We start from the raw sequence: 26,699 nt of genomic DNA on the forward strand, positions 1-26,699 counted from the left end.
GCGAAGCCAGAAATGAGGATGCCCCATGGTTCAGGACAAATCTCCCGAAGATCAGCCGGAAGAAGGCAAGGATATCCTGGATCTGAAGGCGGAGCCCGCTCCATCGCCCGACTCGCCTGACATGTCGCCGGATGCCGGCCGCGAGAACGATACTTCGTCTGCAAGCGCCGCTTCGACCAGCGAGGCTCCGAATGCCGCTCCGGCTTCCCCGCCGCCACAGATCCAAAGACGACAGTCTACGCCCGCGATGATTGGTGCCGGAATCCTGGGCGGGTTGATTGCACTGGCGGCGGCAGGCAGCATGCAGTATGCGGGCTATCTTCCCTCGACCGCACCGAATAGCGAACAGCCGGACGCGGGTTCGGACATCGAGGCGCTTCGCGCCGAAATCGACGGATTGAAACAGCAGCTTGCCACCATACCGGCGGATATCGCGCCGACCGGCAAGCTGGAGGAGCGTATCGCAGCGCTGGAATCCAGGGCGTCTGACACTTCGGGCGGAGGAGACCTGACAGAGGTGACTGCACGCATCGCGGCGGTCGATGAACGGCTTGGCACACTTCAGCAGACCGCAACCCAGGGCGAAAGCGCAGCCAACCAGAAAATCGCAGACTTGACGACCCGACTGGAAGCTGCCGAAAAGACCCTCAGGGAAAAACCCGGCGAAGCGGCCGTATCACGGGCAATCGCCGCTGCATACCTCAAGGCTGCAGTGGACCGCGGCGACCCTTATCTGACCGAACTGGAGACCTTCGCCTCCCTCTCTCCGGATGATCCCGCGATCGGTGACCTGCGCTCTCTGGCCGCCACCGGCGTCAAGTCGCGCGCCGACCTCCTGCACGACTTCGACGCCGTTGCAGGCGCAATCATGGATGCTGCAAGCCAACCCGAGCCGGGTGAGGGTTTTGCGGACCGACTGTGGGCCAGCGCCCGCTCGCTCGTCAGCGTCCGCCCGGTGGGAAATGTGGAAGGCAACGATGCCGGTGCCGTGCTTGCCCGTCTGGAGGACAAGCTCAAGAACGGCGACCTCAAGGGTGCTTCGCTCGAGTGGGAAGCCCTGCCGGAAGCCGCGCGCAAGGTTTCCGAGGCCTTCAAGACAAATCTCGATGCGCGGGTGAAAGCCGACGAACTGACGCGCGGCATTGCAGAGCGCAGCAGAACCGCCGCCGTACAAGCAGGTTGAGGTGACCCCATGATCCGACTTCTCTCCTACGCTGTCGTCGTCCTCGGCCTTGCACTCGGGTTTTCCTGGCTGGCGGATCGCCCCGGGCAAATGACGATCCTGTGGCAAAGCCAGAGGATAGAAATGAGCCTGATGGTCGCGGCAGCTCTGGTCGTTGCACTTGTGGGGCTTCTTCTCTTCGTCTGGTGGCTTGTGCGGCTGGTATGGACATCGCCGAAGGCCGCCAGCCGCTATTTCCGCGCACGCAAGCGGGACCGCGGCTATCAGGCGCTGTCGACCGGCCTTATCGCTGCCGGCGCGGGCAACGCACCGCTCGCTCTCAAGATGGCGGAGCGGACGCGCAGTCTGATCAGCGCCGATCAGGAGCCGTTGATCCATCTTCTCGAAGCCCAGGCATCTCTCATCAAGGGTGACCACGACGGCGCGAGACAGAAGTTCGAGGCGATGACCGAGGACCCCGAAACCCGCGAACTGGGCCTGCGCGGGTTGTTCATGGAGGCAAAGCGCGCCGGGGCAGACGAGGCCGCCGAACACTACGCAACACAGGCGGTGGAGCGCGCTCCTTACCTTCCCTGGGCGTCGCAGGCGGTTCTGGAATACCGTACCCGTGCAGGCGATTATGACAGGGCCCTCGACATCCTCGCCAAGCAAAGGGCATCCAACAGTACGGGTGGGCGAGACACAAGCCGCGAGAAGGCCGTGCTGCTCACGGCACGGGCGGGCGCGCGACTGGATTCCGACCCCAAGGCGGCACGGGAGGATGCCCTGCAAGCCCTCAAGCTTTCCCCCGCGCTGGTCCCAGCGGCGGTCATTGCAGCAAAGGCCTGGTTCCGCGAGGACAACCTTCGCCGCGGCAGTGCCGTTCTGGAGCAGGTGTGGAAACTGGAACCCCACCCGGAGATCGCCGAAATCTATGTGCGTGCCCGAAGCGGTGACAGCGCTCTCGACCGGCTCAAGCGCGCCGAGAGGCTGGAGAGCCTGAAGCCGGACAACCCGGTCGGCCTCGCCGCGGTAGCACGCGCTGCCCTCGATGCACGGCTTTTCGAAAAGGCGCGGGAAAAGGCAGAGGCAGCGCTAACGCGCGATCCTCGCGAAGGCATCCTTCTTCTTCTGGCGGACATAGAAGAGGCAGAAACGGGTGATCAGGCCCGCGTGCGGCATTACCTTTCGGCAGCTCTGCGCGCGCCACGCGATCCGGCATGGATTGTCGATGGCCTCGTATCGGAACGGTGGCAACCGCTTTCACCAGTATCGGGAGAACTGGGAGCTTTCGTCTGGAAGGCTCCCTACACGCAGGGAGACGCTACCGTTGCACACCTCCTCGAGGACTTGCCGCCCCCGCCTCCGCCGGTGCAATCCCAGTCGCACGTCGAAGACATGCTTGAGCTCGATGCTCCGCCCCCAATGACGGCAACGACATCCCCGCAGCCCGGAAGCGGCCTGACCGAGACGGCGGAACGACCGGAGCGTGACGCTACGGTTGTCCCCTTCTTCGGACACCCGCCGGATGATCCGGGCGTTCGGGACAGCTCCAAGGCAGCCGAGCCGGAGAAGAAACGCAAGCCGCTCTTCTGAGCAAGCACGAAAGGATGCCAGCTGCATGTTTGAAAGGCTGCAGGAATTTCTCAAGACGCTGAAGGTCTCGCCAGACAGAACATCCTTCGATGCAGACGATCCGAGGCTTGCCGTCGCGGCACTTTGCATTCAGGTGATGGAGGCTGACGGCGTTGTCAGGGAAAGCGAGCAGGAGCAGCTGAGACACATACTCGCAGAGCAGTATGATCTCGAAGGCGGCGAACTTCAGGCCCTGATCGACGCGGGGCGGGAAGCCGGCAACGAAGCCGTGGACTATTATCGCTTCACCTCGGAACTCAAGCGCCATCTCGACGAAGAGCAGCGACGAAACCTCATTGGTCTTCTGTGGGACATGGTCTATGCTGACGGCGAACGCAGCGAAATGGAAGATCACGCGCTGTGGCGCATTGCCGATCTCCTGGGCGTCTCCGGACGTGATCGGGTAGAAGAGCGGCAGAAGGCAGCGCTGCGCGCCGAACATGTCAGTCCAGATGAAATCAAGCCTCTCTGAGCGACCGATCCGGCCCCTCCGCAAACCCGTCTTGATCGTCCTTCATCAGGAGCGCAGCAGCGCGGGGCGTGTCGGGCAGATGCTGATCGACAAGGGCTTCCCGCTCGACATCCGTCGTCCCGCTCTCGGAGACCCGCTGCCTGCGACGCTCGAACATCACGCAGGGGCCGTCATCTTCGGGGGCCCGATGAGCGCGAACGATCCCCTCGACTTCGTGAAGGCCGAGATCGACTGGATCAGCGTGCCTCTTCGGGAAAACAAGCCGTTCTTCGGGATATGCCTCGGCGCACAGATGCTGGTCCGCAATCTGGGTGGTGAGGTCAGGCCCCACGAGACCGGCATGACGGAGATAGGGTGGTATCCCATTCAACCAACATCGGCCGGCCGGGAACTGATCCACTGGCCCGAGCAGGTCTACCATTTTCATATGGAGGGATTCGATCTTCCCCGCAGCGCCGACCTTCTCGCCGAGGGCGCGCTCTATCCCAATCAGGCCTTCCGGTACGGCCAGAACGCCTATGGCATACAGTTTCACGCGGAACTCACCCGTGCGATGATGCAGCGTTGGGTGGTTCACGGCGCCCACCGGTTCGAGCTTCCCAATGCACAGGTCGGCCGCCAGCATCTTGAAGGCAGGCTGCTATACGACGCGCCGCTGAAAACATGGCTGTCAGGGTTCCTGGACCTGGTTTTCTTGCCGGATCAGGAGCGCCTTGCCTGATCGGGTGCATCGAGACTGTTGATCCTCCTGAGCTTCGGAAATCCGATAGCCCACAGCAGCGATACCGCCAGCGTCCCCACTCCGCCGATCACGACAGCAGGCACGGCACCAACGAGATGGGCCATGGTGCCTGCCCGGAACTCTCCCAGTTCGTTGGACGCACCCACGAAGACCATGTTGACCGCATTTACGCGCCCGCGCACCTCGTCCGGCGTCCAGAGCGTGATCAAGGTTTCCCGCACGTAGACCGACACCATATCCGCGCCGCCCATGACGAAAAGGGCAGCGACAGACAACCAGACATTCTGGGAGAAGCCGAAGACAACGGTGGCAATCCCGAAGAGCCCCACGCCTGCAAACATGAAATGCCCCGCACGGTGACGGATAGGATAAGCCGCGAGCAGGACAGCGACGAGAATGGCTCCGGCTCCGGGAGCCGCCCTCAGCAGCCCGAGCCCCCAGGGCCCGAGTGTCAGGATATCCCGGGCAAAGACCGGCATCAACGCAACAGCCCCTCCGAGGAGAACCGCAAACAGATCCAGTGAGATGGCACCCAGAACAACCTTCTCCGACGATATGAACCGGAAGCCGGCAAGAACCGTACTCCAGCTGCGGGCTTCTTCCGACCGGCGCTGCGCAGGCTTGGGGATTGTAAAGACGAGAAGCGCGGCAGCAGTCAGGAAGGCCAGGGCGACCGAATAGGCAACAGCGGCCGAAAGGCCATACAGCAATCCACCTGCCACGGGCCCGACAATGGCAGCGGTCTGCCAGGACGAGGAGTTCCAGGCGATGGCGTTGGCAAGGTCGCGTTCGGGTACAAGATTGGGCGCGAGCGATTGAACGGCAGGAGCCATGAAAGCCCGCTCGATTCCAAAGACCAGCAGAACGGCAAAGACCGGTATCGGTGCAAAGGCGCCCGCGAGCGTTATGGCCAGAAGGGCTGCAGCGCAGCCCGCGCTCATGACAAGGCAGATGGCAACGATGGAGCGCCTGTTATAGCGGTCCGCGACAGATCCCGTGACAAGAAGAAGGATGAGCGAGGGGAGAAACTGTACAAGTCCGATCAGGCCGAGAAGAAGCGTGTTTCGCGTCTCGTCATACATCTGCCAGCCCACGGAGACGCTGACGATCTGTATGGCGAAGGAGGCCAGAAATCGCGCGACGAAGAAGCGGGCATAGGCGCCATGGCGAAAGGCCGCGAAACGGTCGGCCTGCTCTTCCGATAAGGTCATGAATCGACTGCTTTCTCTTTGTTGCGCCCGTTAAACATGATTCTCGAAGGCTGCGGGAGCCCCACTTGCTCCTTCATTCGCCAATGACTACATGTCAGGCGACGGAACCTTGGAGACGTGCATGTTTGCGCTTTTTTCGACGATTGACCTGGCCTTCAGCATCTACACGTGGATTCTGATCGCGAGCGCGATCTATTCCTGGCTCTATGCCTTCAATGTGGTCAACCCGCGAAATCAGGTCGTCGCCACCATCGGCCAGTTCCTCTACGCGGTAACGGAGCCGGTTCTTGCACCCATCCGTCGCAGACTGCCGAACCTGAACGGGGTCGACATCTCGCCGATCATCCTGCTGCTTCTGATCTATTTCTTCCGTATCCTGATGTGGCAGACGATCTACCCGGCTGTTGCCGGCCCGTCGCTCGGGTGACGCTTCCCTTCTCTGTTTTCGAAGATCATCTGCGCCTGTCGGTAAGGCTGACGCCATCCGGCGGGCGCGATGCGTTCGACGGCGTGGAAGTCGCCGCGGATGGCACCCTGTGGCTGAAGGCGCGGGTGTCGCAGCCACCGGAAGGCGGGAAGGCGAACAAGGCTCTCATAGCGCTTTTGTCGAAGACATTCAGGCTGCCCAAGTCGGCAATCACGCTGATGAGCGGGGAAACGGCCCGCAAAAAAATCCTCCGGATCGAAGCCGACCCGGAGGATTTCGAAATCACTTTCAAACGCTTGATGAACGACTGATCAGGCGTTCTTCGACTTGTAGCGCTCGACGGCTTCGGCAATCAGGCGCTGAGCCTCGTCGACGCCATGCCAGCCGAAGATCTTGACCCACTTGCCGGGCTCAAGATCCTTGTAGTGCTCGAAGAAGTGCTCGATCTGCTTCAGCGTGATCTCGGGAAGGTCCGTATAGTTGCGCACCTTCTCGTAACGCTTCGTCAGATGGTCTGCGGGCACCGCAATGATCTTCTCGTCCTTGCCGGAGTTGTCTTCCATCATCATGACGCCGATCGGGCGCACATTGATGACACAGCCGGGCACGAGCGGGCGGGTGTTGCAGATGAGGACGTCAATCGGGTCACCGTCATCGGACAGCGTATGGGGCACGAAGCCGTAGTTACCCGGATAGGTCATCGGCGTGTACAGGAAGCGGTCCACGACCAGCGTGCCAGCGTCCTTGTCCATTTCATACTTGATAGGATGGCCTCCGACCGGAACTTCAACGATTACGTTGACGTCGTGCGGAGGGTTCTTGCCGATGGAAATTGCGTCGATGCGCATGTAGGTCCCCATGTGAATGTGCGGATGGCGAGGCAGATATAGAATTTCATGCCGCAACGCAACACGGCTTTCGGCCTATGGCCGGTTTGCCACCACCGCAGGATGTCTGAAGCGTATACCGGGAATGCCGCAGAGGCTTAAGGTCGTCCATACGAACTTTGCGAAGCACAGTTCGCACGCCTGAAGAAGCGGAAACGAAGGCTGTCAGTTCCAGACGTAGCCGATTTTCTTCAGCGCATGGGTGTCGAAGGTTTCCATGCCTTCCGCAACATCCATGCCCCCCTGGTTGCGGAAAAACCGGTCCGCGTGCTCGCTGTCCTCGAGGCACCACACCACCAGACCCTCACAACCCAGGGACTTTAAAAGCCTGCGGCATTCGCCGAACAGCAAGCGACCCAGACCAATTCCCTGGTACTCGGGGCGCAGGTAGAGCTCATAGATTTCGCCCTCCTGGGGAAGGGCGCGCGCCCTGTTGAGGCCGAGCGTGGCATAGCCTGCCACGGCCCCCTGAACGTCGGCCACGAGGAGCGTTGCAGGCCCCTGCGTCGCCTTACGCCACCAGCCTTCGCCCCGGCGCTCGATCATGTCGCGCAAGGGGCGATGGGGGATGATACCGCTGTAGGTGTGCTGCCAGGATGCCCTGTGCGCCTCTGATATGGCGCGGGCATCGTGTGGTTCGGCCCGGCGAACATCGATCGATACGGTCTTCATGACGCAACTCTGAACCCTGGCGGAAGCGAACCTGCCTTCATTGCGGGCCACTTCGGTTACACGAAAGCACGAAGCAGAGGTTAACGTTTTTTTAACCGGGCCGGCAAGCCGGATTTCACCCTGCGCACAAGCAAAAACCCCGCCGGCGATCCGACGGGGTTTGAGCGGTAGATTATTCGCCCGTGTGCAAACAGGGCCTTTTCGCGGAATGGGCGAGTTTTCCCCACCCAATCGGAGCGCCTTACAGCGCTGCGCGCTGCTTTTCGAAGCGCTTGCGATCGTTGGAGTCGAGATAAAGCTTGCGGAGGCGAATGGACTTCGGCGTGACCTCGACAAGCTCGTCGTCCTGGATCCAGGAAAGGGCCCGCTCGAGGGTCATCCGGATCGGCGGGGTCAGCTTCACGGCTTCATCCTTGCCTGCTGCACGGATGTTGGTGAGCTTCTTGCCCTTCAGCACGTTCACTTCCAGATCGTTGTCACGGGAGTGGATGCCGATGATCATGCCGGCATAGACCTTTTCACCCGGTTCAATGATCATCGGGCCACGGTCTTCGAGATTGAAGAGCGCATAGGCCACGGCTTCGCCCGCTTCGTTCGCCAGAAGCACGCCGTTCACGCGGCCACCGATTTCGCCCTTGTAAGGCTGGTAGTTATGGAACAGCCGGTTCATGATGGCAGTGCCGCGGGTATCCGTGAGCAGTTCGGACTGATAGCCGATGAGACCGCGGGTCGGCGCGTAGAAGACCAGTCGCACGCGATTGCCACCGGACGGGCGCAGCTCGACCATTTCGGCCTTGCGCTCCGACATCTTCTGAACGACGACGCCGGAATGCTCCTCGTCCACGTCGATCAGCACTTCTTCGATCGGCTCGAGGAGGTTACCCTCTTCGTCCTTGTGCATCACGACGCGCGGACGGGAGACGGCAAGCTCGAAGCCTTCGCGGCGCATGGTTTCGATAAGAACGGCAAGCTGGAGTTCGCCTCGGCCGGATACGTAGAAGCTGTCCTTGTCTTCGGCTTCCTCGATCTTCAACGCCACATTGCCCTCGGCCTCCTTGAAAAGGCGGTCGCGAATGACGCGGGAGGTAACCTTGTCGCCCTCGGTGCCGGCAAGCGGGCTGTCATTGACGATGAAGGACATGGTGACCGTCGGCGGATCGATGGGCTGCGCCTGCATCGGCTCGGTGATGGCGGGATCACAGAAGGTGTCGGCAACCGTACCCTTGGAGAGACCCGCGATCGCCACGATGTCACCCGCATGCGCCTCTTCGATCGGCTGGCGTTCGATGCCGCGGAAGGCCAGGATCTTGGAGATGCGGCCCTGTTCGATCAGACGGCCATCGGCACCCAGCACCTTGACGGACTGGTTCGGCTTGATGGAGCCGGAGGCGATGCGACCGGTGATGATACGGCCGAGGAAGGGGTTGGCTTCGAGGATGGTGCCGATCATGCGGAACGGACCTTCCTCCACCTTGGGCTCCGGAACGTGCTGCAGCACCAGATCCAGAAGCGGCGCCAGCCCTTCTTCCTGAGGGCCTTCCGGCGAGTGGTTCATCCAGCCGTTGCGGCCCGAACCGTAGAGGATCGGGAAATCCAGCTGCTCGTCGGTCGCGTCAAGGGCAGCGAAGAGGTCGAACACTTCGTTGATCACCTCGTCTGCACGGGCATCCGGGCGGTCGATCTTGTTGATGGCGACGATCGGACGAAGGCCGACCTTCAGGGCCTTTCCGACCACGAACTTGGTCTGCGGCATCGGGCCCTCGGCGGCATCGACCAGAACGATGGCGCCGTCGACCATGGACAGAATGCGCTCGACTTCGCCGCCGAAATCGGCGTGGCCGGGCGTGTCGACGATGTTGATGCGGGTATCCTTCCATTCCACCGACGTCGCCTTGGCAAGAATGGTAATGCCGCGTTCCTTTTCGAGGTCGTTGCTGTCCATCACGCGTTCGGCCACGCGCTGGTTTTCACGGAAGGAGCCGGACTGCTTCAGGAGTTCGTCGACAAGGGTGGTTTTCCCATGGTCAACGTGCGCGATGATCGCGATGTTGCGAATGGCCATAAGTGATCTTCTCTGGAGTTGTGGCGCATCATCGGGAGGCAAGCGCCAAATTTCGGTTGGCGCGCTCATACCCTGTTTTTTGTAAAGACGGAAGGGGGGCCGGGGATTCGGCAGTTTTCGGCGCCGGATCGCAGCGGCGGAGCACGGGTTCGCCCGTCATGAAACGGCCTCCGCCGCATCCGGAGACAGGGTCACGGACCACAGCTGGCGGTTCTGCCGGTCCATCAGACGGACCGTCATCTCCCTGCTTCGTCCGTGAATGTCGACGCGACCGAAGAACTGCAATCCGGCAGACGGGGGAAGATTGCTTTGCACGCCCCCGGGCGCAGCCTTGACGAAGTGGACTTCGGGTCCGAATGTCTTGTCGAGCGGCTTGGGGCCATAGGTGCCGGCATGGAGCGGCCCGGAAACGAACTCCCAGAATGGCAGGAAGTCGAGAAACTTCGCCCTTTCCGGACTGTAATGATGGGCTGCGGTGTAATGGACATCTGCTGTCAACCAGACGATGTTGCGAACCTTTCGTTCCATGATGGTTCGTAACAGATGGGCAATCTCGTGCTCTCGCCCGTCGGGAACGCCGTTGTATCCGTCGGAAACGCCCTCCGCTCCCACCTGACGGCCGTAGTCGTCCCACTGGACGAGACCGATCGGCATATCGGAGGCCACGACCTTCCAGACAGCACTGGATGACGACAATGCGGAGCACAGCCAGTCCGTTTGCTGGCGCCCCAGAAGAGCCGTGGCACTACTGTCCCGATTGCCGGAGCGATAGGAGCGCAGGTCGAGGAAAAAGATATCGAGCAACGGACCATAGGATATCTTGCGATAGATCCGTCCCGGTTCCCGGACCGGGTAACGGATGGGGGTCATTTCCTCAAAGGCCTTGCGCGCCCTGCGGGCGTAGACGGCGATGTCCTTGTCCGGATATCGCGGATCATCCCTCAGATCGGTTGAAGGGGACCAGTTATTGAGGACTTCATGATCGTCCCACTGATAGAAGGCGGCGCAACCGGCATTGAACGCCCGGACATGATGGTCGAGTAGGTTGTATTTCCACTGCCCGCGATACTCATGAAGCGTGCGCGCCACCTCGCGCTTCTCGTCCGTCACGATGCGGTTTCTCCAGACACTCCCATCTCGCAGGCGCACCTCGTCGGGAATGGGATTGTCGGCATAGACAGTATCGCCGGAGTGGATGAAAAAGTCTGCATCCTGCTCGGCCATGGTGCGGTAGGTCGCCATGCCTTCATCATCGATGCCCCAGCCCTGCCCGGCGGTATCACCCGACCAGAGGAACCGGATCGATCTTTGGCGCAGGGGAGCCGTACGGAAGCGCCCGCTGACGACGTCCGACTGAATGAAGGAGGAGTGGAGGTCCGTGGCGCGAAAGCGGTAAAAGACATCCTGATCCGGCAGAAGTCCGTCGGCCACCGCCTTAACGGCAAAGTCACGGTCAGGCAGAGCCGTCATCCGTGGCAGGCGGATGGGATCGGAGAAGCTCTCCGTCGTTGAAAGCTCGATCTCCACCCGCGCCGGCCGGTCCGTTCTGGTCCAGACCGCAGCGGATCGGAAATCCACATCTCCCGACTGAACTCCATGGGTGAATACGGGCGCACCATGGTTTCTGTTGTAGTACGGCAATCCCAGGCCCGCGCCGGACGACAGGCCAAGCGCCCCGGTGCCAAACAGAAAGTTCCGCCGAGTGAGCATGATACCGTCCGCCTGTCCGCCACCGGTTCCAGTACCGGCTTCAGAAAGGCAGGATGATGGCATTGCGTGACATCAGCATGCGAAAGCCGTGAACCTTCGGCAACGGTTTTGCCAAAGGTTCATGACATCCGCTGCACGCTCAGGCGGCCAGACCCTTCTTGACCAGCATGGCTTCCGGGCTCGGCAATTTGCCGCGGAATGCCTTGTAGGCCTCCTCGGGATCGACGGAGCCGCCGACCGAGTAGATGTGGTCGGCAAGCCGCCTGGCGATCGCCGGGTCGAATGCATTGCCCGTTTCCTGGAATGCCGAGAAGGCATCCGCGTCGAGCACTTCCGACCACATGTAGGAATAGTAGCCGGCAGAATAGCCGTCGCCGGCGAAGACGTGCTGGAAGTGCGGCGAAGCGTGGCGCATGGTGATCGACCTTGGCATGCCGATTTCGGTCAGAACCGCATTCTGAACGGCCATCGGGTCGTCAGGCGGATCCATGGTGTGGAACGCCATGTCCACCAGCGCCGACGAGGTGAACTCCACCGTTGCAAAACCGGCATTGAAGGTGCGGGCTGCAAGGACCTTGTCCAGCAGGGCCTGTGGCATGGGCTCACCGGTCTTCTCGTGCAGCGCGTAGCGCGACAGGATTTCCGGCACCGTCAGCCAGTGTTCGTAAAGCTGGGAAGGCAGTTCAACAAAATCCCGCGAAACCGAGGTGCCCGAAACCGAAGGATAGCGAACATTGGACAACATGCCATGGAGCGCATGGCCGAATTCATGAAACAGGGTGCGCGCGTCATCCAGAGAAAGAAGGGCCGGCTGCCCTTCCGCCGGCTTGGCGAAATTGCAGACGTTGTAGATGATCGGCATTTCGCCGATCGCACCATTCTTCAGGGGCAGGCGATGCTGGGACTGGAAGGCGCTCATCCATGCGCCCGATCGCTTGGAAGGCCGGGCGAAGTAATCACCGAGGAAGAGAGCCTTCACGCTCCCCGAGGAGTCAAGGATCTCGAACGTGCGGACATCGGGATGGTACGCGACTACGCCCTTCACCTCTCTAGCGGTGATGCCGAAGATACGTTCCGCGACATCGAAGCATGCCTTGAGGATCATCTCCAGCTGAAGATAGGGCTTCAGCTCCGCTTCCGAGAAGTCGAAGCGCTCTGCGCGGAGCTTCTCTGCATAGAAGCGCCAGTCCCAGGGCATGATCTCATGGTTCTGGCCATCCCGCCGGGCGAGCGCATGCAGATCCTCTTCTTCCTCCCGGGCCCGCGCCACCGCCTTTTCCCATACCTGCCGGAGCAGTCCGTTCACAGCTGCCGGGGACTTTGCCATGGTATCGTCGAGCTTGAGCGATGCATAATTTTCATAGCCGAGCAGTCTGGCCTTTTCATTCCGAAGGCGGAGCATCTCGGTCATGATGGCGCGATTGTCCGTCTCCCCGCCGTTCGCGCCCCGGGCAACCCAGGCCCGGAAGGCCTCTTCCCTGAGACGGCGATTACTGGAGAAGGTGAGGAACGGCTCAATGATGGAGCGGGAAAGCGTGACCACGAACTTCCCTTCCGCCCCGCGTTCGCCAGCCACTTCACGCATGGCGCCAAGCAAGAATTCAGGAAGACCGGCAAGCTCCTCCGGGGACTGAAGCAGCAGGCTCCAGTTTTTCTCGTCGGCCAGCACATTCTGGCCAAAGCGGGCGCCCAGGCCGGCCAGCTTTTCATTGATGTCCGCCAGTCGGCTCTGGTCGGCCTTCGGCAGTTTGGCCCCTGACTTGACAAAACCCTTCCAGTGCCGCTCGAGCACCCTCATCTCCTCCCGGTCGAGGCCGAGCGTTGCCCTCTGTTCCCAAAGCGCATCGATCCTGGCGAACAATGCGGCATTCATTCCGATGCGGGAGTAGTGGCGCGACATGCGGGGAGCGATTTCGCGCTCCAGCGCCTGCACATCAGGATCGGTATGAGCGCCTGCCCGATTCCAGAACAGGGACGAAACGCGGGAAAGCTCGTCGCCAGCCACTTCAAGAGCCGTGATGGTATTCGAAAAGCTCGGTGTCTCTGGATTGTCGGCTATGGCGTCGATCTCGCGATCATGCGCCTCGAACGCAGCTTGGAAGGCTGGCTTGAAGTCGCTGACCTGAATTTTATCGAACCGGGGAAGTCCACCATGGCCCGACCAGGTGAAGATTTCGGCGTTCAAGCTTTCTGTCACGATTCCATCCTTGCAACGATTTGATTCCCGTCAGCATTTATAGGCCCGCCCCGCGCCCTTGCCTATCATCGGCTTTTTCACAGGTGAGCGCATCACGTTTGCAGCAGGGCACCCGTCCGATTTTATTAGAAATTGACGACATGTTCATCAAGGCGTAATCTGCCATAAGACATGATGTCGAGGGCCAAGATATGGAAATCTTCTCCGTTCGATCCTCCCAGAGTTTCCAGTTCAGGCATAACCAGAAGAGTCACTCGCGACCGGAGGACAGCTACCTTCCGGCAAAGCATGAGAAGAGCGTTACGAGCTTTCCCGACGGCGATGCCGCCGCGGCATCGCCAGATCCGCTTTCCATCAACCAGATCCGGGAGATGGCCCGAAACGGTCTTGATAGCGGACTCATCGACCAGGAGACATTCGCCACGCTGTACGAAGGGCTGCCGATGCAGGCCGTCGATCCGAGCGGCCAGATAATCGATCTTTCCGGGGTAACCGACACGACTCCCTTCGACTTTACACGCTATTACCGTGAACAGTTGCAGGTGGCATCATCGATCGGAGATCCTCGAACGGCAAGGATCCTCGAAGCCGTGGTGGCCTTTCTGAACGCCTCGACCATCCGCTGAACCTCGCGTCGGCCGGGAGCTTTTTTCGGATATTCGGGGGTTGACCAAGCACCCAGTTTCACCAGATGGGATAGGGCGAAACCCACCTGTGCAAGGCCCCCATGTCCACCTCCCGGATGACCGAGCGCCGAACAAGCCTGCTTGGCGCGCTGCTGACCGCCCTTGGCCCGATTGCCATGGCAATCTACACACCGTCGATGCCAAAACTGGTGGAAGTCTTCTCCACCACGGAAGCGGCAGTGAAGATGAGCCTGTCGCTCTATTTTGCGGGCTTCGCCCTGGCACAGCTCGTCGGCGGGCCCCTCTCCGATGCCTTCGGCAGACGCAAGGCGACGCTTCTTTTTCTTGGTATTTTCATCTTCGGCAGCCTTCTGGCCGCCTTGGCTACCGATGTTCGCTGGTTGCTTGCGGGCCGCCTTGTTCAGGGCATCGGGGCATCGATCGGCGCGGCAGTTGCGCGGGCGATCGTCCGGGACCAGTTTACCGGTCCTCAGGCGGCAAGGATCATGAACACCATCGGCATCATGCTGTCCGTGGGACCGGCGCTCGCGCCTACAGTCGGGGGAATGTTGCTTGCGGCCTTCGGCTGGCAGTCCATTTTCCTGACGCTGCTCGCTTTCGGACTCGTCGCCGCTGGCAGCGTCCTGTTCTTCATGAAAGAAACAGCCGACCCTGACAGATCGCTTGCCCGTCCCGGCCGCCTGCTGCGCGCCTATGGCTCCCTGCTCGCGGATTTGCGTTTCCTTTGCGGGTCGTCCGTTCTGATGGGCACGATCGGCGCGCTCTACGCCCAGTCGACCATGTTGCCATTCATCCTGATCAAGCTCGTCGGCCTTACCCCGACGCAGTTCGGCATGGGCATGCTCGCCCAGACGGGATCCTATTTTCTGGGATCACTTGCGTTGCGACAAGCGGCCCCGCGACTGGGAGGCCATCGGGCGGCGATGACGGGCCTCGGCTTTACCCTTGCCGGAGCAATCTCCATGCTGGCCTCGACACACTTCGTTGCGCCGAGCTACCTCAGCATCATGCTGCCCGTCGCCCTGTGCACCTTCGGTCTTGCCATGGTATCTCCGCACGTGGTGACAGCAACGCTGGCGCCCTTTCCGCACGTAGCCGGCTCGGCATCCGCCCTGATGGGATTCATCCAGATGGGCGGCGGCTTCGTTGCAGGCTCTCTGGCGGCCCTGGTCGGAACCCCACTTCAGGCTTTCGGGGTGATCATCCCGGCAATGGAGCTTCTCGCGGTGGCCAGCTATATCGTCTTTGTCGGGATCAGCCGGAGACACGGATCGCGAAGCTTCGACCAGGCATGAAAAAACCCGCCCTCCGAAACAGGAGAGCGGGTTCGGAAACCTGGATGCGAGAGGGCCTCAGCCCTTCCGGTTGCGCTTTCCGAGGGTGCGCAGACGCAGCGCATTCAGCTTGATGAAGCCGGCAGCGTCCTTCTGGTCGTAGGCACCCTGATCGTCCTCGAAGGTCACGAGCGTATCGGAGTAGAGAGACTTGTCGCTCTCACGGCCGATGACCATGACGTTGCCCTTGTAGAGCTTCAGCGTGACTTCGCCTTCGACATGCTCCTGGCTCTTGTCGATCAGCGCCTGCAGCATCTCGCGTTCGGGCGAGAACCAGAAGCCGTAATAGATGAGCTCGGCATATTTCGGCATCAGCTCGTCCTTCAGATGAGCAGCGCCGCGGTCGAGCGTGATCGATTCGATCGCGCGGTGCGCAGCCAGAAGGATCGTGCCGCCGGGGGTTTCGTAAACGCCGCGGGACTTCATGCCGACGAAGCGGTTTTCCACGAGGTCGATACGACCGATACCGTTGTCGCGGCCATAGTCATTCAGCTTGGCAAGGAGGGTTGCGGGGCTCATGCGGACGCCATTGATCGAGACGGCGTCGCCGCGTTCGAACCCGATCTTGATGATCGTCGCCTTGTCGGGCGCTGCTTCCGGGGAGATGGTGCGCATGTGCACGTATTCCGGAGCCTCGACGGCGGGATCTTCCAGCACCTTGCCCTCGGACGACGAATGCAGAAGATTGGCATCGACCGAGAACGGCGCCTCACCCTTCTTGTCCTTGGCAACGGGAATCTGATGCTTCTCGGCGAATTCGAGAAGATCGGTGCGGCTCTTGAACGACCAGTCGCGCCAGGGAGCGATGATCTTGATGTCGGGGTTCAGGGCATAGGCGGAAAGCTCGAACCGCACCTGGTCATTGCCCTTGCCGGTTGCGCCGTGCGCAATGGCATCGGCCCCGGTCTTTGCAGCGATATCGATCAGATGCTTGGAGATGAGCGGCCGGGCGATGGAGGTGCCGAGCAGATAGACACCCTCATAGACTGCATTGGCGCGGAACATCGGGAAAACGAAGTCACGTACGAATTCCTCGCGCACGTCCTCGATGTAGATCTCCTTGATCCCAAGCATCTCGGCCTTCTTGCGTGCCGGCTCAAGCTCCTCGCCCTGACCGAGGTCGGCGGTAAATGTCACCACTTCCGCGCCCAGTTCCGTCTGCAGCCACTTGAGGATGATGGAGGTGTCGAGTCCGCCGGAATAGGCGAGAACGACCTTCTTCACTTGCTTGTGCGATGCCATTTTAGGGATCCGTTTCCGAGTGGCGGAAAACCCGCCGTTGCCTTGCGTCGGCGGCACTTTTAGCGAGATTGCAGGAAGGCGCAAGTGCTCAATCGCCGGACCTGACGTTTGACAGTCGCGGAAATCGCCTCCTAGATAACGGCCGTAACCAGACAGGGAGAACACAATGGCACATCCGGTTCTGAAAAGCGGAAACGTGGCGGTCGTTACCGGTGCGGCATCGGGTATCGGCCAGGCAGCATCGCGCGCTTTTGCCCGGCTGGGGATGAAGGTTATTCTGGCCGATATTTCGGAGGACCGTCTCGAGGAGGCACGAGCCGCCGTCGTGGCTGAGGCGGGCAGCGAGAAGGACGTTTTTGCCGTCACCACGGATGTCGCGAGCCTCGCCTCCCTAGAAGGACTGCGGGACACAGTCCATGCCCGCTTCGGCAAGGTGCACGTCCTGATGAACAATGCGGGGATACAGCCTGGCAGCCAGATCTTCGGCGCGCAGGAAAACTGGGACCGGGTCCTCGGCGTCAACCTCATGGGTGTGATTCATGGCAGCCGTGCATTTGGCCCATCCATGCTGGCCCATGGCGAGCCGGCACTGATCATCAATACGGGGTCGAAACAGGGCATCACCACGCCGCCTGGCGACCCGGCCTACAATATCGCGAAAGCGGGAGTGAAGGCATTCACCGAAGCGCTCGAACACGAGCTGCGGAATACGGCCGGCAGCGCCGTTTCTGCCCATCTTCTCATTCCAGGCTTCGTGTTCACGCCCCTCACCGCCAACGGTCGCACCGAAAAGCCGGCGGGAGCCTGGACGCCGGAGGAAACGGTGGATTTCATGCTCAAGAGCCTCGAACGCGGCGATTTCTACATCCTTTGCCCCGACAACGAGGTGACGCGTGCCCTCGATGAAAAACGCATCGCCTGGGCTGCCGGCGATATCATCGAGAACAGGCCGCCGCTTTCGCGCTGGCACAAGGACTATGGAGAGGCCTTCGCAGCCTACCTCAAACGGTGAACCCGGACTTTACAACACTCCGCAAATATGGAACGCACAGGACTGGCCAAACGGCCGGATGACACCGGAGAGCGAACGCCATGGAATTCATTCCATCAACCTCCACCCTTCTTGCCTTCACGGCGGCCTGCATCCTGCTGGCGGCGACCCCCGGCCCGGACATGACCCTGTCGATCAGCCGCGCCTTGCGCGACGGCAAGCTCGCCGGTCTTGCCGTGATCGCAGGCACCAATGTGGGGTTGGTGGTGCATACGTGCCTGGTGGCATTCGGAGTTTCCGCGCTGATCGTGGCTTCGCCCCTTGCCTTTACCATCCTGAAGACGGGTGGCGCGGGCTATCTGGCATGGCTCGCCTTCCAGGCCATCCGCAAGGGCTCGGATTTCGTCGTGGCGGATCTGTCCGCCCCTCGCGAAAATCTAGCCGCTGCCGCACTCAACGGCTTCTGGGTGAACCTTCTAAACCCGAAGATCATCATCTTCTTCATGACCTTCCTGCCGCAGTTCGTCGATGCGGGTGACCCGCATGTGACCGGCAAGCTGCTGTTTCTCGGGCTGATGTTCATCGTCGTGTCGCTGCCGATCGTGATCGGCATCGTGCTGATCGCGGACAAGCTCTCGGCATGGCTGCTCGCGAACAAGAAGGTCCTGCGCGGAATCGACTACAGCTTCGCGGGCGTTTTCTCCATCTTCGCCGTAAAGATCCTGATGACCCAGTCCAGATGAGGCCGTTCTCCGGGCCGCCTTATTCGTCGTCCTCGCCATGGCCGGCGATCATCATGGCCTCGAATGCCATGCGCTCGGTCTTCTTCATCCGTTCCGACTCCGATTTCAGCTGACCGCAAGCAGCCAGGATATCACGACCCCGCGGCGTGCGGATCGGCGATGCATAGCCGGCATTGTTGATGAAATCGGCAAACTTCTCGATCTGCTCCCAGTCCGAACACTGGTAGTTGGTGCCGGGCCAGGGATTGAACGGGATCAGGTTGATCTTTGCCGGTATGCCCTTCAGCAGCTGAACAAGGCCCTTGGCATCCTCCAGACTGTCATTGATGTCCTTCAGCATCACATATTCGAAAGTGATGCGCCGGGCATTGGAGAGGCCGGGATAGGCACGGCAGGCCTCGATGAGGTCCTTGAGAGGATACTTCTTGTTGATGGGAACAAGGATGTCGCGAAGCTCGTCGCGCACCGCATGGAGGGAGATCGCGAGCATGACGCCGATCTCCTCGCCCGTGCGATAGATCTCCGGCACGACACCGGATGTCGAGAGCGTAATGCGGCGCTTGGAGAGCGAGAGACCGTCTCCATCGGAGGCAACCAGCAGGGCTTTCTTCACCGCCTCGAAATTGTAAAGCGGCTCTCCCATGCCCATCATCACGATATTCGTGATCTTGCGGCCTTCGGCCGGCACCATGGCCCCCACAGGCGTATCGCGATCCGGGAAATCACCAAGGTGGTCACGGGCGAGCAGAAGCTGCGAGAGGATTTCCTCTGCCGTCAGGTTGCGAACCAGCTTCTGCGTACCGGTATGGCAGAAGGAGCATGTCAGCGTGCAGCCGACCTGGCTCGAAATGCACAGCGTGCCACGCCCTTCTTCCGGAATGTAGACCGTCTCGACCTCAACCGGGCGCCCTGCCCCGCGCGGCGGGTAACGCAGCAGCCATTTCCGCGTTCCGTCATTGGAGATCTGCTCTTCCACGATCTCAGGACGGGCGATCGAGAAGTTCTCTTTCAGCATCGCCCGCATGTCCTTCGCCACATTGGTCATATGGTCGAAATCGGAGATGCCGCGGACATAGAGCCAATGCCAGATCTGGCTGACGCGCATCTTTACCTGGCGCTCGGGTATGCCTCGCTCGCGAAGGGCTTCCGCCATCTCCTCACGGGTCATGCCTATTAGGGTCGGCAGAGGGCTGTATGCTGCGCGGCCGGCAATGGTGGCGGGCGAAAACGCCCCGGTCTGGATTTCGGTAACGGACATGACTTTCCATGAGATGCTGCGGGCTTTGCCCCAGGAGCAGTTCCGGACGCAAGAGCGTGCAAGGGAACGCGGAACGAAAGGGCTATGCCGATGTTGGTGGCCCTTTAGCACCAAAATCGCGCTCCGTCATCCCTTTCGGCATGAGGGGAGACGCAAATACGAAAAAAGGCCGGTTTCCCGGCCTCTCATCTCACCCGATCCGTGCTCGGATCACTTGCAGCCTTCGATCTGCTTCAGCGCAGCGGAGATTCCCTGCAGCGAATAGGCATAACTGGTCGGCGTGCCCTTGCGCGACTGAGCGGTCACCGTCATCGCCTTGCCCGTCTTCATGGCCATCACCAGCGCGGGCTCTTCTGCGGCGTTCTCGACCCAGGCGGCCTTGTCCTTGGTGAACATCACGAATGTCTTGTTGTCGATCTGCACATTGACCTTCGAGCCATCCTTGAGGGTATATCCCATCATCGCCTGCGGTTCATAGGAGATGTTCTGACCGGGGCGCTGCGACACGATGAAGAACACCTCTCCGTGATCAACATTCGCAGGCTCCTTGGCCGTCGGAACGGACAGGACGTAGCACACGGTGCCGCCATTCGACTTGTAGGAATAGGCACCCCAAGCCTTGAACTGCTGGATGCGGGTCGGGGCCTGGGCGAAGGCAACGCCCGCACTGGCGACAATGAGGGTGAAAGCAGTTGCGAGACTTTTTACAGACATGTTTTCCTGCCGGTTACTGGGCCAACCTCGCCGTTCAAGGCGCGGAAAGTGCCAAAGCTGATAGCCGATTCCATTTATTTTGACTTAATTCACCTTAACAAAACGTGAAATCTGGCAGCACACCAAGCAAAACGTCCCGAAGCGGGCCATTTTCCTGCTGATCTCCGTTCGCCTCGTGAAGAGTGGAAGTCGGAATTCTTCTTGATCGAATGATTGGGGCAAGAGTTTGGCCCCCGCGTCAGGCCTTGGGCTGCCCCTCGGAACCGGACAGGGCCTTGTCGGCAGCAACATAGTGATCTTCTCGCATGTGGCCACGCACCATCGCGATTGCCGTCGAGAGCACGGCCAGGTCATCGGTGAAGCCGATCAGCGTGAATACATCGGGCAGCGCATCCAGAGGCATGATGAAATAGGCCAGAGCCGCCAGAAGGATCCCCTTCACGCGGCGGGGCGTGGCCGGGTCGATGGCGCAATAGAAGGCCGCAACGGCATCGCGCGCAAAAGGAATATGGCGGGCGGATTTTCGAAGAACCGTCCAGAATTTTTCCCGCACGGTTTTTTCCCGGCGATTGATCGTCTCGTCATCACCGGGAAGCAGGATTTCGCCGTACTTGACCTCGTCCATGGGCATTGCACCTCCAGAGATAGCAACGCAAATATGGGATCCGCGGCTGCGGATTGCAAATCCCTGTTGAAGTCTCCGCCGTCAGATGCCTCGCTTGGCCGCAGCCCGGTTCATCATCACGGCCATATGCACATCGTGATCCGTGATTCCTCCGGTCGCGTGGGTCGTCAGCACCACGTCCACGGTGCCGTAGACATTCGACCACTCGGGATGATGATTGATCTTCTCGGCAAGGAGGGCGCTTTCGGTCATGAAGCCGAAAGCGTCGGTGAAGTTGCGAAACCGGAAACACCTGCGGATCGCGCGCTCGTTTTCCGTAAGGCTCCAGCCTGGCAGGCTTTCCAGCGCAGCCTGAACGGCTGGCGTGTCCAGAACGGTATATTCGGGGGAGCGGGAACGCGCGATGACCATGGCATTCCGGCTCAGGGATGAAGCACGTGTTCGGCAGAAGCGTAGCGACCGGTTTCCCGAAGGCTGAAGACCTCCTCGGTGACATAGGGCCCTCCTCCAACCGATTCTCGCGAGGAAAGCAGCACAAACCGGGAGACGGTGAAGGGAGCAGTCGAAAAGTTGCTGCGACCTTCGAGGTAGTGGACCACATCGTCGACGCGGCTCGCCTTCAGGCGGGCCAGGGTCACGTGGGGGGAAAACTTGCGAGGATCGGGCGGCAGGCCTATCCGCTGGCAGAGACGCTCGATTTCCGCCTGGAGCGCCGTCATCTCCGGATGCGGAGAGACACCTGCCCAGACAGCATGCGGCTTGCGGGAGCCGAATGATCCGGCACCCAGGAGGCTGATCTGAAACTCGGGGCGATCAATGCGATCCAGGCGATCCACGATCTCGTCAGCCGTGCGCCCGTCGACATCGCCGATGAAGCGCAGGGTGATGTGGTAGTTCTCCACATCTATCCATCGAGCTCCGGGCAAACCGCCGCGCAGAAGGGAGAGACTGAGCGCCACCTGGCGCGGGATTTCGAGGGCAGTGAACAGTCTCGGCATAACGAGCTCTCCCCGAATCTTCAGCAGATGCATGCAGCGAATCATGCATGTGCCGAGAGTGCAACCCCTACTTTGCGCGGGGCTTTATAGTCTTAACAAAGGCTTCAACGGCAGGCAGGGTTTTTTCCACAAGACGATCGACGCCCTTAGCATTCGGATGCATGCCATCACTGAGCTTGAGGCTGCTTTCCGTAATCACGCCATCCAGAAAGAACGGATAGAGGGGAACGTCATACTCCCGCGCAAGTTCCGGGTAGATGGCGTTGAAGGCCTCGCCGTATTCGGCACCCATGTTCGGCGGGGCCAGCATCCCGAAGAGCATCACCGGTTTGCCCCGCTCCTTGAGCCGGGAGAGGATTGCTTTCAGGTTTGCGCGCGCCTCGGCGGGGGAAACACCACGCAGGGCGTCGTTCGCGCCCAGCTCCACGAGCACGGCATCTGCATCGTCCGGGATGGTCCAGTCGAGGCGGGCCAGTCCATCGGCGGTCGTATCGCCCGATACGGCGCCGTTCTCCACAACCGCATCGATTCCCCTGGCCTTGAGGGCGGCCTGGAGTTTTGCCGGATAGGCATCGTCCGCCGGCAGTTCATAGCCTGCCATCAGGCTGTCGCCGAGCGCGACGATCTTCAGCGGCGCTGCCTGCGCGGAAGCGAAGCCAGCCAGTAACGGCAACGTCATCAGACAAAAACGAAGAACCGCTTTAAACCGCATCGCGTGCACCCTACCTAGGCTGGGGCGCATGCTCGCGCCCGTGTCATCCATCACCTATATAGGGCCTCACCGCGTGAACGAAACAATCATCGAGCTGAGAAATGCAGACTTGACCCTTGGACATGATGCAGCGCGTGTGCACGTCCTCAAATCTGTTGATTTTTCTGCCGGGCGCGGCGAAGCCGTGGGCATTGTCGGGCCCTCGGGCTCCGGGAAATCGACGCTTCTGATGGTCCTGGCAGGGCTGGAGCGGCTCGATAGCGGTACCCTGCGCATCGATGGCGCATCCCTCCACGAGATGACCGAGGATGAACTGGCTGCCTTTCGCGGGCGCCGCATCGGCATCGTGTTTCAGTCATTCCACCTCATTCCCAACATGACTGCGCTGGAAAACGTGGCCGTACCGCTTGAACTTGCCGGGCGCCCGAAACCCTTCGAAAGGGCGAAGCAGGAACTCGCCTCGGTGGGGCTTGGCGAGCGCCTCCACCACTATCCAGGCCAGCTTTCGGGGGGCGAACAACAGCGGGTTGCCATCGCTCGCGCCCTTGCCCCGGATCCTGCCCTCCTGATCGCAGACGAGCCGACCGGCAACCTCGACGGCGAGACGGGCCGCATGATTGCCGATCTCCTCTTCGCCAAGCAACGCGAGCGGCAGATGACTCTGCTCCTCGTCACGCATGATCCTTCTCTTGCCGCGCGTTGCGCAACGCAGGTGCACATGCAGTCCGGAAAGATCGGCATTCCGCATCGCGAACGGGAGCAGGCATGAACCTCCGCAACGGCTTTCTCTCCCTCGCCTTTCGCTTCGCGCTTCGGGAGATGCGAGGCGGCCTCCGGGGCTTCGTCATCTTCATTGCATGCATCGCGCTCGGAACGGGAGCCATAGCGGCGATCAACTCGGTTTCCGCAACCGTCCGCCAGACCATGGAGAGCGAGGGCCGCCAACTGCTGGCGGGCGACATCCGCTTCGAACTGACGAACCGGCAGGGGAAATCGGAAGAGCTTGCCTACCTCGAGAAGCTTGGCCCGGTCTCGCGCAGCACCACCATGCGCTCAATGGTCCGGCGCAGCGACGGCAATGACCAGGCGCTGGCGGAGATAAAGGCGGTCGATGGCCGTTATCCCTTATACGGAACGGTTTCCATCGAACCGGGAATGGCGCTTGATCGTGCCCTCGCCGCCGATGCCTCCGGCCTTTTCGGTGCCGTCGCCCAGCGCTCGCTGCTGGACAGGTTGGGGCTCTCTGTCGGTGACAGCGTTCTTCTGGGCAACGCCACAATCCGAATTTCCGGTGTTCTGACAAACGAACCGGATGCGGTTTCGGAGGGTTTCGGCTTTGCGCCCCGTCTCCTGCTTGCGGAAGATGCACTCAAGGCTTCCGGTCTCGTTCAGCTCGGCAGCCTTGCCAAGGAGGCATACCGGATCCGGTTGCCCGACAACGCAGACCCTGTCGAAGTGGGCAAGAAGGCCAACGCAGCCTTTCCGGATGCGGGATGGGCCATTCGCAACAGCAGCAATGCAGCACCCTCGCTTGCAGAAAACATCGACCGTTTCACCCAGTTCCTGACGCTGGTCGGCCTGACCGCCCTGATTGTCGGCGGGGTGGGTATCGGCAACGCAGTGCGTGCCTATCTCGACTCGAAGCGTTCCACCATCGCCACCTTCAAATGTCTGGGAGCGCCGGGAAATCTCATTTCGGCAATCTATTTCATTCAGGTCATGTTGATGGCCCTCGTGGGAATTCTCATCGGCCTGACGATCGGAATCCTCGCCCCGCTTGCCGCAATGCCTTACCTGGCGACTATTCTGCCTGTTGATCCCGGCTTTCGGCTGTTTCCCGATGCGCTCGCGCTGGCGACCGGCTTCGGGCTGCTGATCACCGCGACCTTTTCCATATTGCCGATCGGCTTGTCGCGGCGTGTATCGGCGGTCACCCTCTTCAGAGATGGCGAGACCGCATCGGGCAGGCGGCCTTCGCTTCGGGAGGTCCTGCTGCTCGCCCTGGCGCTCCTTGCTCTTGCCGGGCTTGCAATCGCAACGGCAGCAGACCAGCGCATTGCAATCAACGCACTGGTGGCGATTGCTGCGGGCTTTGTCGCACTCCGGCTCGTCGGTAAAGCCGTTGCCGTCCTTGCGCGGCAAATGCCGCACCCCAAATCGCCTGCACTCCGGCTCGCGATCGGCAATATCCATCGGCCGGGAGCACTGACGGGTCCGGTGGTCCTGTCGCTCGGGCTGGGGCTTGCCCTCCTTGTGGGCCTCTCGCTGATCGACGTGAACCTGCGCACGCAGCTAACCGGCAGACTTGCCGCGCAGGCTCCCAATTTCTTCTTTCTCGACATTCAATCCCGCGATCGAGAGGCTTTTTCCCGGCTGATCTCCTCAAGGGTTCCGCAGGGCAAGATTCAGTCGGTCCCGATGCAGCGAGGCCGCATCGTGGCGCTCAACGGGATCGATGTCTCCAAGGTGACGGTTGCTCCTGAAGCCAAATGGGTCCTGAACGGTGACCGAGGCATAACCTACTCGCAAACCATCCCCTCCAATTCACGCCTTGCCGAAGGCGAGTGGTGGCCCGAAAATTACGCCGGGAAGCCGCTGGTATCGTTCTCGCGAGAAGAGGCAAGGCAGCTTGGACTGAAACTGGGCGACACAGTTACCGTCAATGTGCTCGGCCGGCGCCTGACTGCGACCATCGCCAGCCTTCGAACGGTCGAATGGGACTCCATGTCGATAAACTTCGTCATGGTTTTTTCGCCCAACACCTTCAAGGGCGCTCCACACGCATGGCTGGCAACGGTGACCGAGCCCGGAATGACGGCCGAGCAGGAGCGGGCGGTGATGAGGGCTGCGGCAACGCAGTATCCCGCCGTCACATCGGTACGGGTCAAGGATGCGCTGGACACGGTTGCAGAGCTGACCGGGCAGCTGGCAAACGCCATTCGCGCTGCAGCAGCGATAGCGCTCATCACCTCTGTACTGGTGCTCGCTGGCGCGTTGGCCGCAGGAAACCGTGCCCGCCTTCACGACGCCGTGGTGCTGAAAACTCTCGGCGCAACGCGCTGGATGCTCATCAGGACCTACACGGCCGAATATGGCATACTTGGCCTTGCCACGGCGCTCTTCGCGGCGGGTGCCGGTGGCGTATCCGCATGGTACGTGATTGCGCGCATCATGAAGCTGCCTTTCGCATTCGACGCTCAAACGCTCTTCACCACACTGGCTCTCGGTCTGGTGATCACCATCGGAATCGGATTGCTCGGCACCTGGCGAATTCTCGGACAGAAGGCAGCGCCGCATCTGCGGGAGCTGTAGGGCGCACCTTCGCCCTTGCCAGCGAAACCACTTGTAAGTGTCGGGGCTCCACCTCATATTGGGGACAGGTTTGCTATGGCTCCGACAGCGACCGCTTTGCCGATGAAGGGTGCCGGAGCTTTTGAAGAGGATAAAATGGCTGATCTTCGCGACTACCAGAACCGCGCGGCCCAGGCACAGACCGGTGCCGTGATCGATGAAGGCCTTCGCAGCTACATGCTGAAGGTATACAACCTCATGGCGATGGGCCTCGCCATTACCGGCATAGCCGCCTACGCGACTTTCGCCGCAGCCTTCGGTGAGACGGGGCTCACGGCCTTTGGTCAGGCGATCTATCTGAGCCCGCTTCGCTGGGTGGTGATGCTGGCGCCGCTGGCGATGGTGTTTTTCATGAGCTTCCGCATTCATTCGATGAGCGTGAGTGCCGCCCAGACCACGTTCTGGATCTACGCCGCCTTGATGGGGCTCTCGCTCTCGTCCATCTTCGTGATCTACACCGGGCAGAGCATCGTCCAGACATTCTTCGTCACCGCTGCCTCCTTCGGCGCTCTGTCGCTGTACGGGTACACGACGCGTCGCGATCTTTCGGCCATGGGATCCTTCTTGGTGATGGGTCTCTTCGGTTTGCTGATTGCCTCGCTGGTGAACATCTTCCTGCAGTCGAGCGCCATGAACTTTGCCATCTCGGTGGTGGGCGTTCTGGTTTTTGCCGGCCTCACCGCATGGGACACGCAGAAGATCAAGGAATCCTACTACGAAGCCGATGGTGCTGACATGGCGGGCCGCAAGGCAATCATGGGCGCACTGCAGCTTTACCTCGACTTCATCAACCTGTTCCTTTTCCTGCTTCGCTTCCTCGGCAACAGCCGCAACTAAGGCGATTGCATGAGCTTCACACGAGAAAGGCGGCCCGAGAGGCCGCCTTTTTTTACATGATAGCCTTTGT

Annotated in this window: 26 protein-coding genes; 13 read left to right on the top strand and 13 right to left on the bottom strand. The window is 60.8% G+C overall.

Annotation, left to right across the window (positions count from 1 at the left end; genetic code table 11):
- Positions 1–25: 25 nt before the first annotated feature.
- From GGR23_RS12080 to GGR23_RS12095, 4 genes are read left to right on the top strand one after another with little or no spacing between them, the layout of a single operon-like run.
- Positions 26–1,183, top strand: coding sequence for a COG4223 family protein (locus GGR23_RS12080; RefSeq protein ID WP_183366539.1), 1,158 nt, complete (start codon positions 26–28; stop codon positions 1,181–1,183).
- A gap of 9 nt (positions 1,184–1,192) precedes the next feature.
- The gene (locus tag GGR23_RS12085) at positions 1,193–2,758 is read left to right on the top strand and encodes a heme biosynthesis protein HemY (protein ID WP_183366540.1); all 1,566 of its coding nucleotides are present in this window, start codon (positions 1,193–1,195) and stop codon (positions 2,756–2,758) included.
- 25 nt (positions 2,759–2,783) lie between these two features.
- Positions 2,784–3,269, top strand: a complete 486-nt coding sequence (locus GGR23_RS12090; protein WP_183366541.1) for a tellurite resistance TerB family protein — start codon at positions 2,784–2,786, stop codon at positions 3,267–3,269.
- Positions 3,250–3,990 (top strand): glutamine amidotransferase, encoded by a 741-nt coding sequence (locus tag GGR23_RS12095; protein WP_183366759.1) that lies wholly within the window; start codon positions 3,250–3,252, stop codon positions 3,988–3,990. The genes GGR23_RS12090 and GGR23_RS12095 overlap by 20 nt, the downstream gene beginning before the upstream one ends.
- On the opposite strand, the gene GGR23_RS12100 is transcribed toward GGR23_RS12095, so the two are convergent.
- Positions 3,972–5,222, bottom strand: a complete 1,251-nt coding sequence (locus GGR23_RS12100; protein ID WP_183366542.1) for an MFS transporter — start codon at positions 5,220–5,222, stop codon at positions 3,972–3,974. The two genes, GGR23_RS12095 and GGR23_RS12100, sit on opposite strands and share 19 nt — an antisense overlap.
- A 121-nt stretch (positions 5,223–5,343) precedes the next feature.
- On the opposite strand from GGR23_RS12100, the gene GGR23_RS12105 reads away from it, so the two are divergent.
- The gene (locus tag GGR23_RS12105) at positions 5,344–5,649 is read left to right on the top strand and encodes a YggT family protein (protein ID WP_183366543.1); all 306 of its coding nucleotides are present in this window, start codon (positions 5,344–5,346) and stop codon (positions 5,647–5,649) included.
- Positions 5,646–5,960: a DUF167 family protein gene (locus GGR23_RS12110; RefSeq protein WP_183366544.1), complete on the top strand. Its 315-nt coding sequence runs from the start codon at positions 5,646–5,648 to the stop codon at positions 5,958–5,960. The genes GGR23_RS12105 and GGR23_RS12110 overlap by 4 nt, the downstream gene beginning before the upstream one ends.
- Here GGR23_RS12110 and ppa read toward each other — a convergent pair whose 3' ends face one another.
- From ppa to GGR23_RS12135, 5 genes are all read right to left on the bottom strand, one after another.
- A complete protein-coding gene (gene ppa, locus GGR23_RS12115) occupies positions 5,961–6,497 on the bottom strand; it encodes an inorganic diphosphatase (RefSeq protein WP_183366545.1) in 537 nt (178 codons plus the stop codon).
- A 204-nt stretch (positions 6,498–6,701) separates the two neighbouring features.
- Positions 6,702–7,208 (bottom strand): GNAT family N-acetyltransferase, encoded by a 507-nt coding sequence (locus GGR23_RS12120; protein WP_183366546.1) that lies wholly within the window; start codon positions 7,206–7,208, stop codon positions 6,702–6,704.
- A gap of 241 nt (positions 7,209–7,449) precedes the next feature.
- Entirely contained in the window at positions 7,450–9,270 is a 1,821-nt protein-coding gene (gene typA, locus GGR23_RS12125) for a translational GTPase TypA (RefSeq protein WP_183366547.1), read from the bottom strand.
- Between the two features lie 156 nt (positions 9,271–9,426).
- The gene (locus tag GGR23_RS12130) at positions 9,427–10,980 is read right to left on the bottom strand and encodes an alkaline phosphatase D family protein (RefSeq protein ID WP_183366548.1); all 1,554 of its coding nucleotides are present in this window, start codon (positions 10,978–10,980) and stop codon (positions 9,427–9,429) included.
- A gap of 139 nt (positions 10,981–11,119) precedes the next feature.
- A complete protein-coding gene (locus GGR23_RS12135) occupies positions 11,120–13,177 on the bottom strand; it encodes a M3 family metallopeptidase (RefSeq protein WP_343066678.1) in 2,058 nt (685 codons plus the stop codon).
- 191 nt (positions 13,178–13,368) lie between these two features.
- Between GGR23_RS12135 and GGR23_RS12140 the strand changes: the two genes are divergently transcribed.
- Together GGR23_RS12140 and GGR23_RS12145 are read left to right on the top strand one after the other, a co-directional pair.
- The gene (locus GGR23_RS12140; protein ID WP_183366549.1) at positions 13,369–13,803 is read left to right on the top strand and encodes a hypothetical protein; all 435 of its coding nucleotides are present in this window, start codon (positions 13,369–13,371) and stop codon (positions 13,801–13,803) included.
- Between the two features lie 116 nt (positions 13,804–13,919).
- A complete protein-coding gene (locus GGR23_RS12145; RefSeq protein WP_183366761.1) occupies positions 13,920–15,119 on the top strand; it encodes a multidrug effflux MFS transporter in 1,200 nt (399 codons plus the stop codon).
- Positions 15,120–15,176: 57 nt separating this feature from the next.
- Here GGR23_RS12145 and GGR23_RS12150 read toward each other — a convergent pair whose 3' ends face one another.
- Entirely contained in the window at positions 15,177–16,400 is a 1,224-nt protein-coding gene (locus GGR23_RS12150) for an argininosuccinate synthase (protein ID WP_183366550.1), read from the bottom strand.
- Between the two features lie 166 nt (positions 16,401–16,566).
- Here GGR23_RS12150 and GGR23_RS12155 point away from each other — a divergent pair, with 166 nt between their 5' ends.
- Complete coding sequence (locus GGR23_RS12155) at positions 16,567–17,412, top strand: SDR family NAD(P)-dependent oxidoreductase (protein WP_183366551.1); 846 nt, start codon at positions 16,567–16,569, stop codon at positions 17,410–17,412.
- 80 nt (positions 17,413–17,492) lie between these two features.
- Positions 17,493–18,134 (top strand): LysE family translocator, encoded by a 642-nt coding sequence (locus GGR23_RS12160; RefSeq protein WP_183366552.1) that lies wholly within the window; start codon positions 17,493–17,495, stop codon positions 18,132–18,134.
- 19 nt (positions 18,135–18,153) lie between these two features.
- Here GGR23_RS12160 and rlmN read toward each other — a convergent pair whose 3' ends face one another.
- The 6 genes from rlmN to GGR23_RS12190 all read right to left on the bottom strand — a co-directional run bounded on the left by rlmN (position 18,154) and on the right by GGR23_RS12190 (position 22,441).
- Positions 18,154–19,392: a dual-specificity RNA methyltransferase RlmN gene (gene rlmN / locus GGR23_RS12165; RefSeq protein ID WP_183366553.1), complete on the bottom strand. Its 1,239-nt coding sequence runs from the start codon at positions 19,390–19,392 to the stop codon at positions 18,154–18,156.
- Positions 19,393–19,602: 210 nt separating this feature from the next.
- The gene (locus GGR23_RS12170) at positions 19,603–20,106 is read right to left on the bottom strand and encodes an invasion associated locus B family protein (protein WP_183366554.1); all 504 of its coding nucleotides are present in this window, start codon (positions 20,104–20,106) and stop codon (positions 19,603–19,605) included.
- Between the two features lie 238 nt (positions 20,107–20,344).
- A complete protein-coding gene (locus GGR23_RS12175; RefSeq protein ID WP_183366555.1) occupies positions 20,345–20,731 on the bottom strand; it encodes a YkvA family protein in 387 nt (128 codons plus the stop codon).
- A gap of 81 nt (positions 20,732–20,812) precedes the next feature.
- On the bottom strand, positions 20,813–21,142 hold the full coding sequence (locus GGR23_RS12180) for a 4a-hydroxytetrahydrobiopterin dehydratase (RefSeq protein WP_183366556.1): 330 nt from the start codon (positions 21,140–21,142) through the stop codon (positions 20,813–20,815).
- Between the two features lie 11 nt (positions 21,143–21,153).
- A complete protein-coding gene (gene thpR / locus GGR23_RS12185) occupies positions 21,154–21,729 on the bottom strand; it encodes an RNA 2',3'-cyclic phosphodiesterase (RefSeq protein ID WP_183366557.1) in 576 nt (191 codons plus the stop codon).
- Positions 21,730–21,796: 67 nt separating this feature from the next.
- Positions 21,797–22,441, bottom strand: coding sequence for an arylesterase (locus GGR23_RS12190; protein ID WP_183366558.1), 645 nt, complete (start codon positions 22,439–22,441; stop codon positions 21,797–21,799).
- Positions 22,442–22,514: 73 nt separating this feature from the next.
- Between GGR23_RS12190 and GGR23_RS12195 the strand changes: the two genes are divergently transcribed.
- The 3 genes from GGR23_RS12195 (at position 22,515) to GGR23_RS12205 (ending at position 26,629) form a co-directional block, all read left to right on the top strand.
- The gene (locus tag GGR23_RS12195) at positions 22,515–23,210 is read left to right on the top strand and encodes an ATP-binding cassette domain-containing protein (protein ID WP_183366559.1); all 696 of its coding nucleotides are present in this window, start codon (positions 22,515–22,517) and stop codon (positions 23,208–23,210) included.
- Positions 23,207–25,753 (top strand): ABC transporter permease, encoded by a 2,547-nt coding sequence (locus tag GGR23_RS12200; RefSeq protein ID WP_183366560.1) that lies wholly within the window; start codon positions 23,207–23,209, stop codon positions 25,751–25,753. The genes GGR23_RS12195 and GGR23_RS12200 overlap by 4 nt, the downstream gene beginning before the upstream one ends.
- A gap of 135 nt (positions 25,754–25,888) precedes the next feature.
- Positions 25,889–26,629, top strand: coding sequence for a Bax inhibitor-1/YccA family protein (locus tag GGR23_RS12205; protein ID WP_183366561.1), 741 nt, complete (start codon positions 25,889–25,891; stop codon positions 26,627–26,629).
- The last annotated feature ends 70 nt before the right edge of the window (positions 26,630–26,699 follow it).

The sequence above is a fragment of the Gellertiella hungarica genome (genome assembly GCF_014197145.1).
In the GTDB taxonomy this organism is placed as follows: domain Bacteria; phylum Pseudomonadota; class Alphaproteobacteria; order Rhizobiales; family Rhizobiaceae; genus Gellertiella; species Gellertiella hungarica.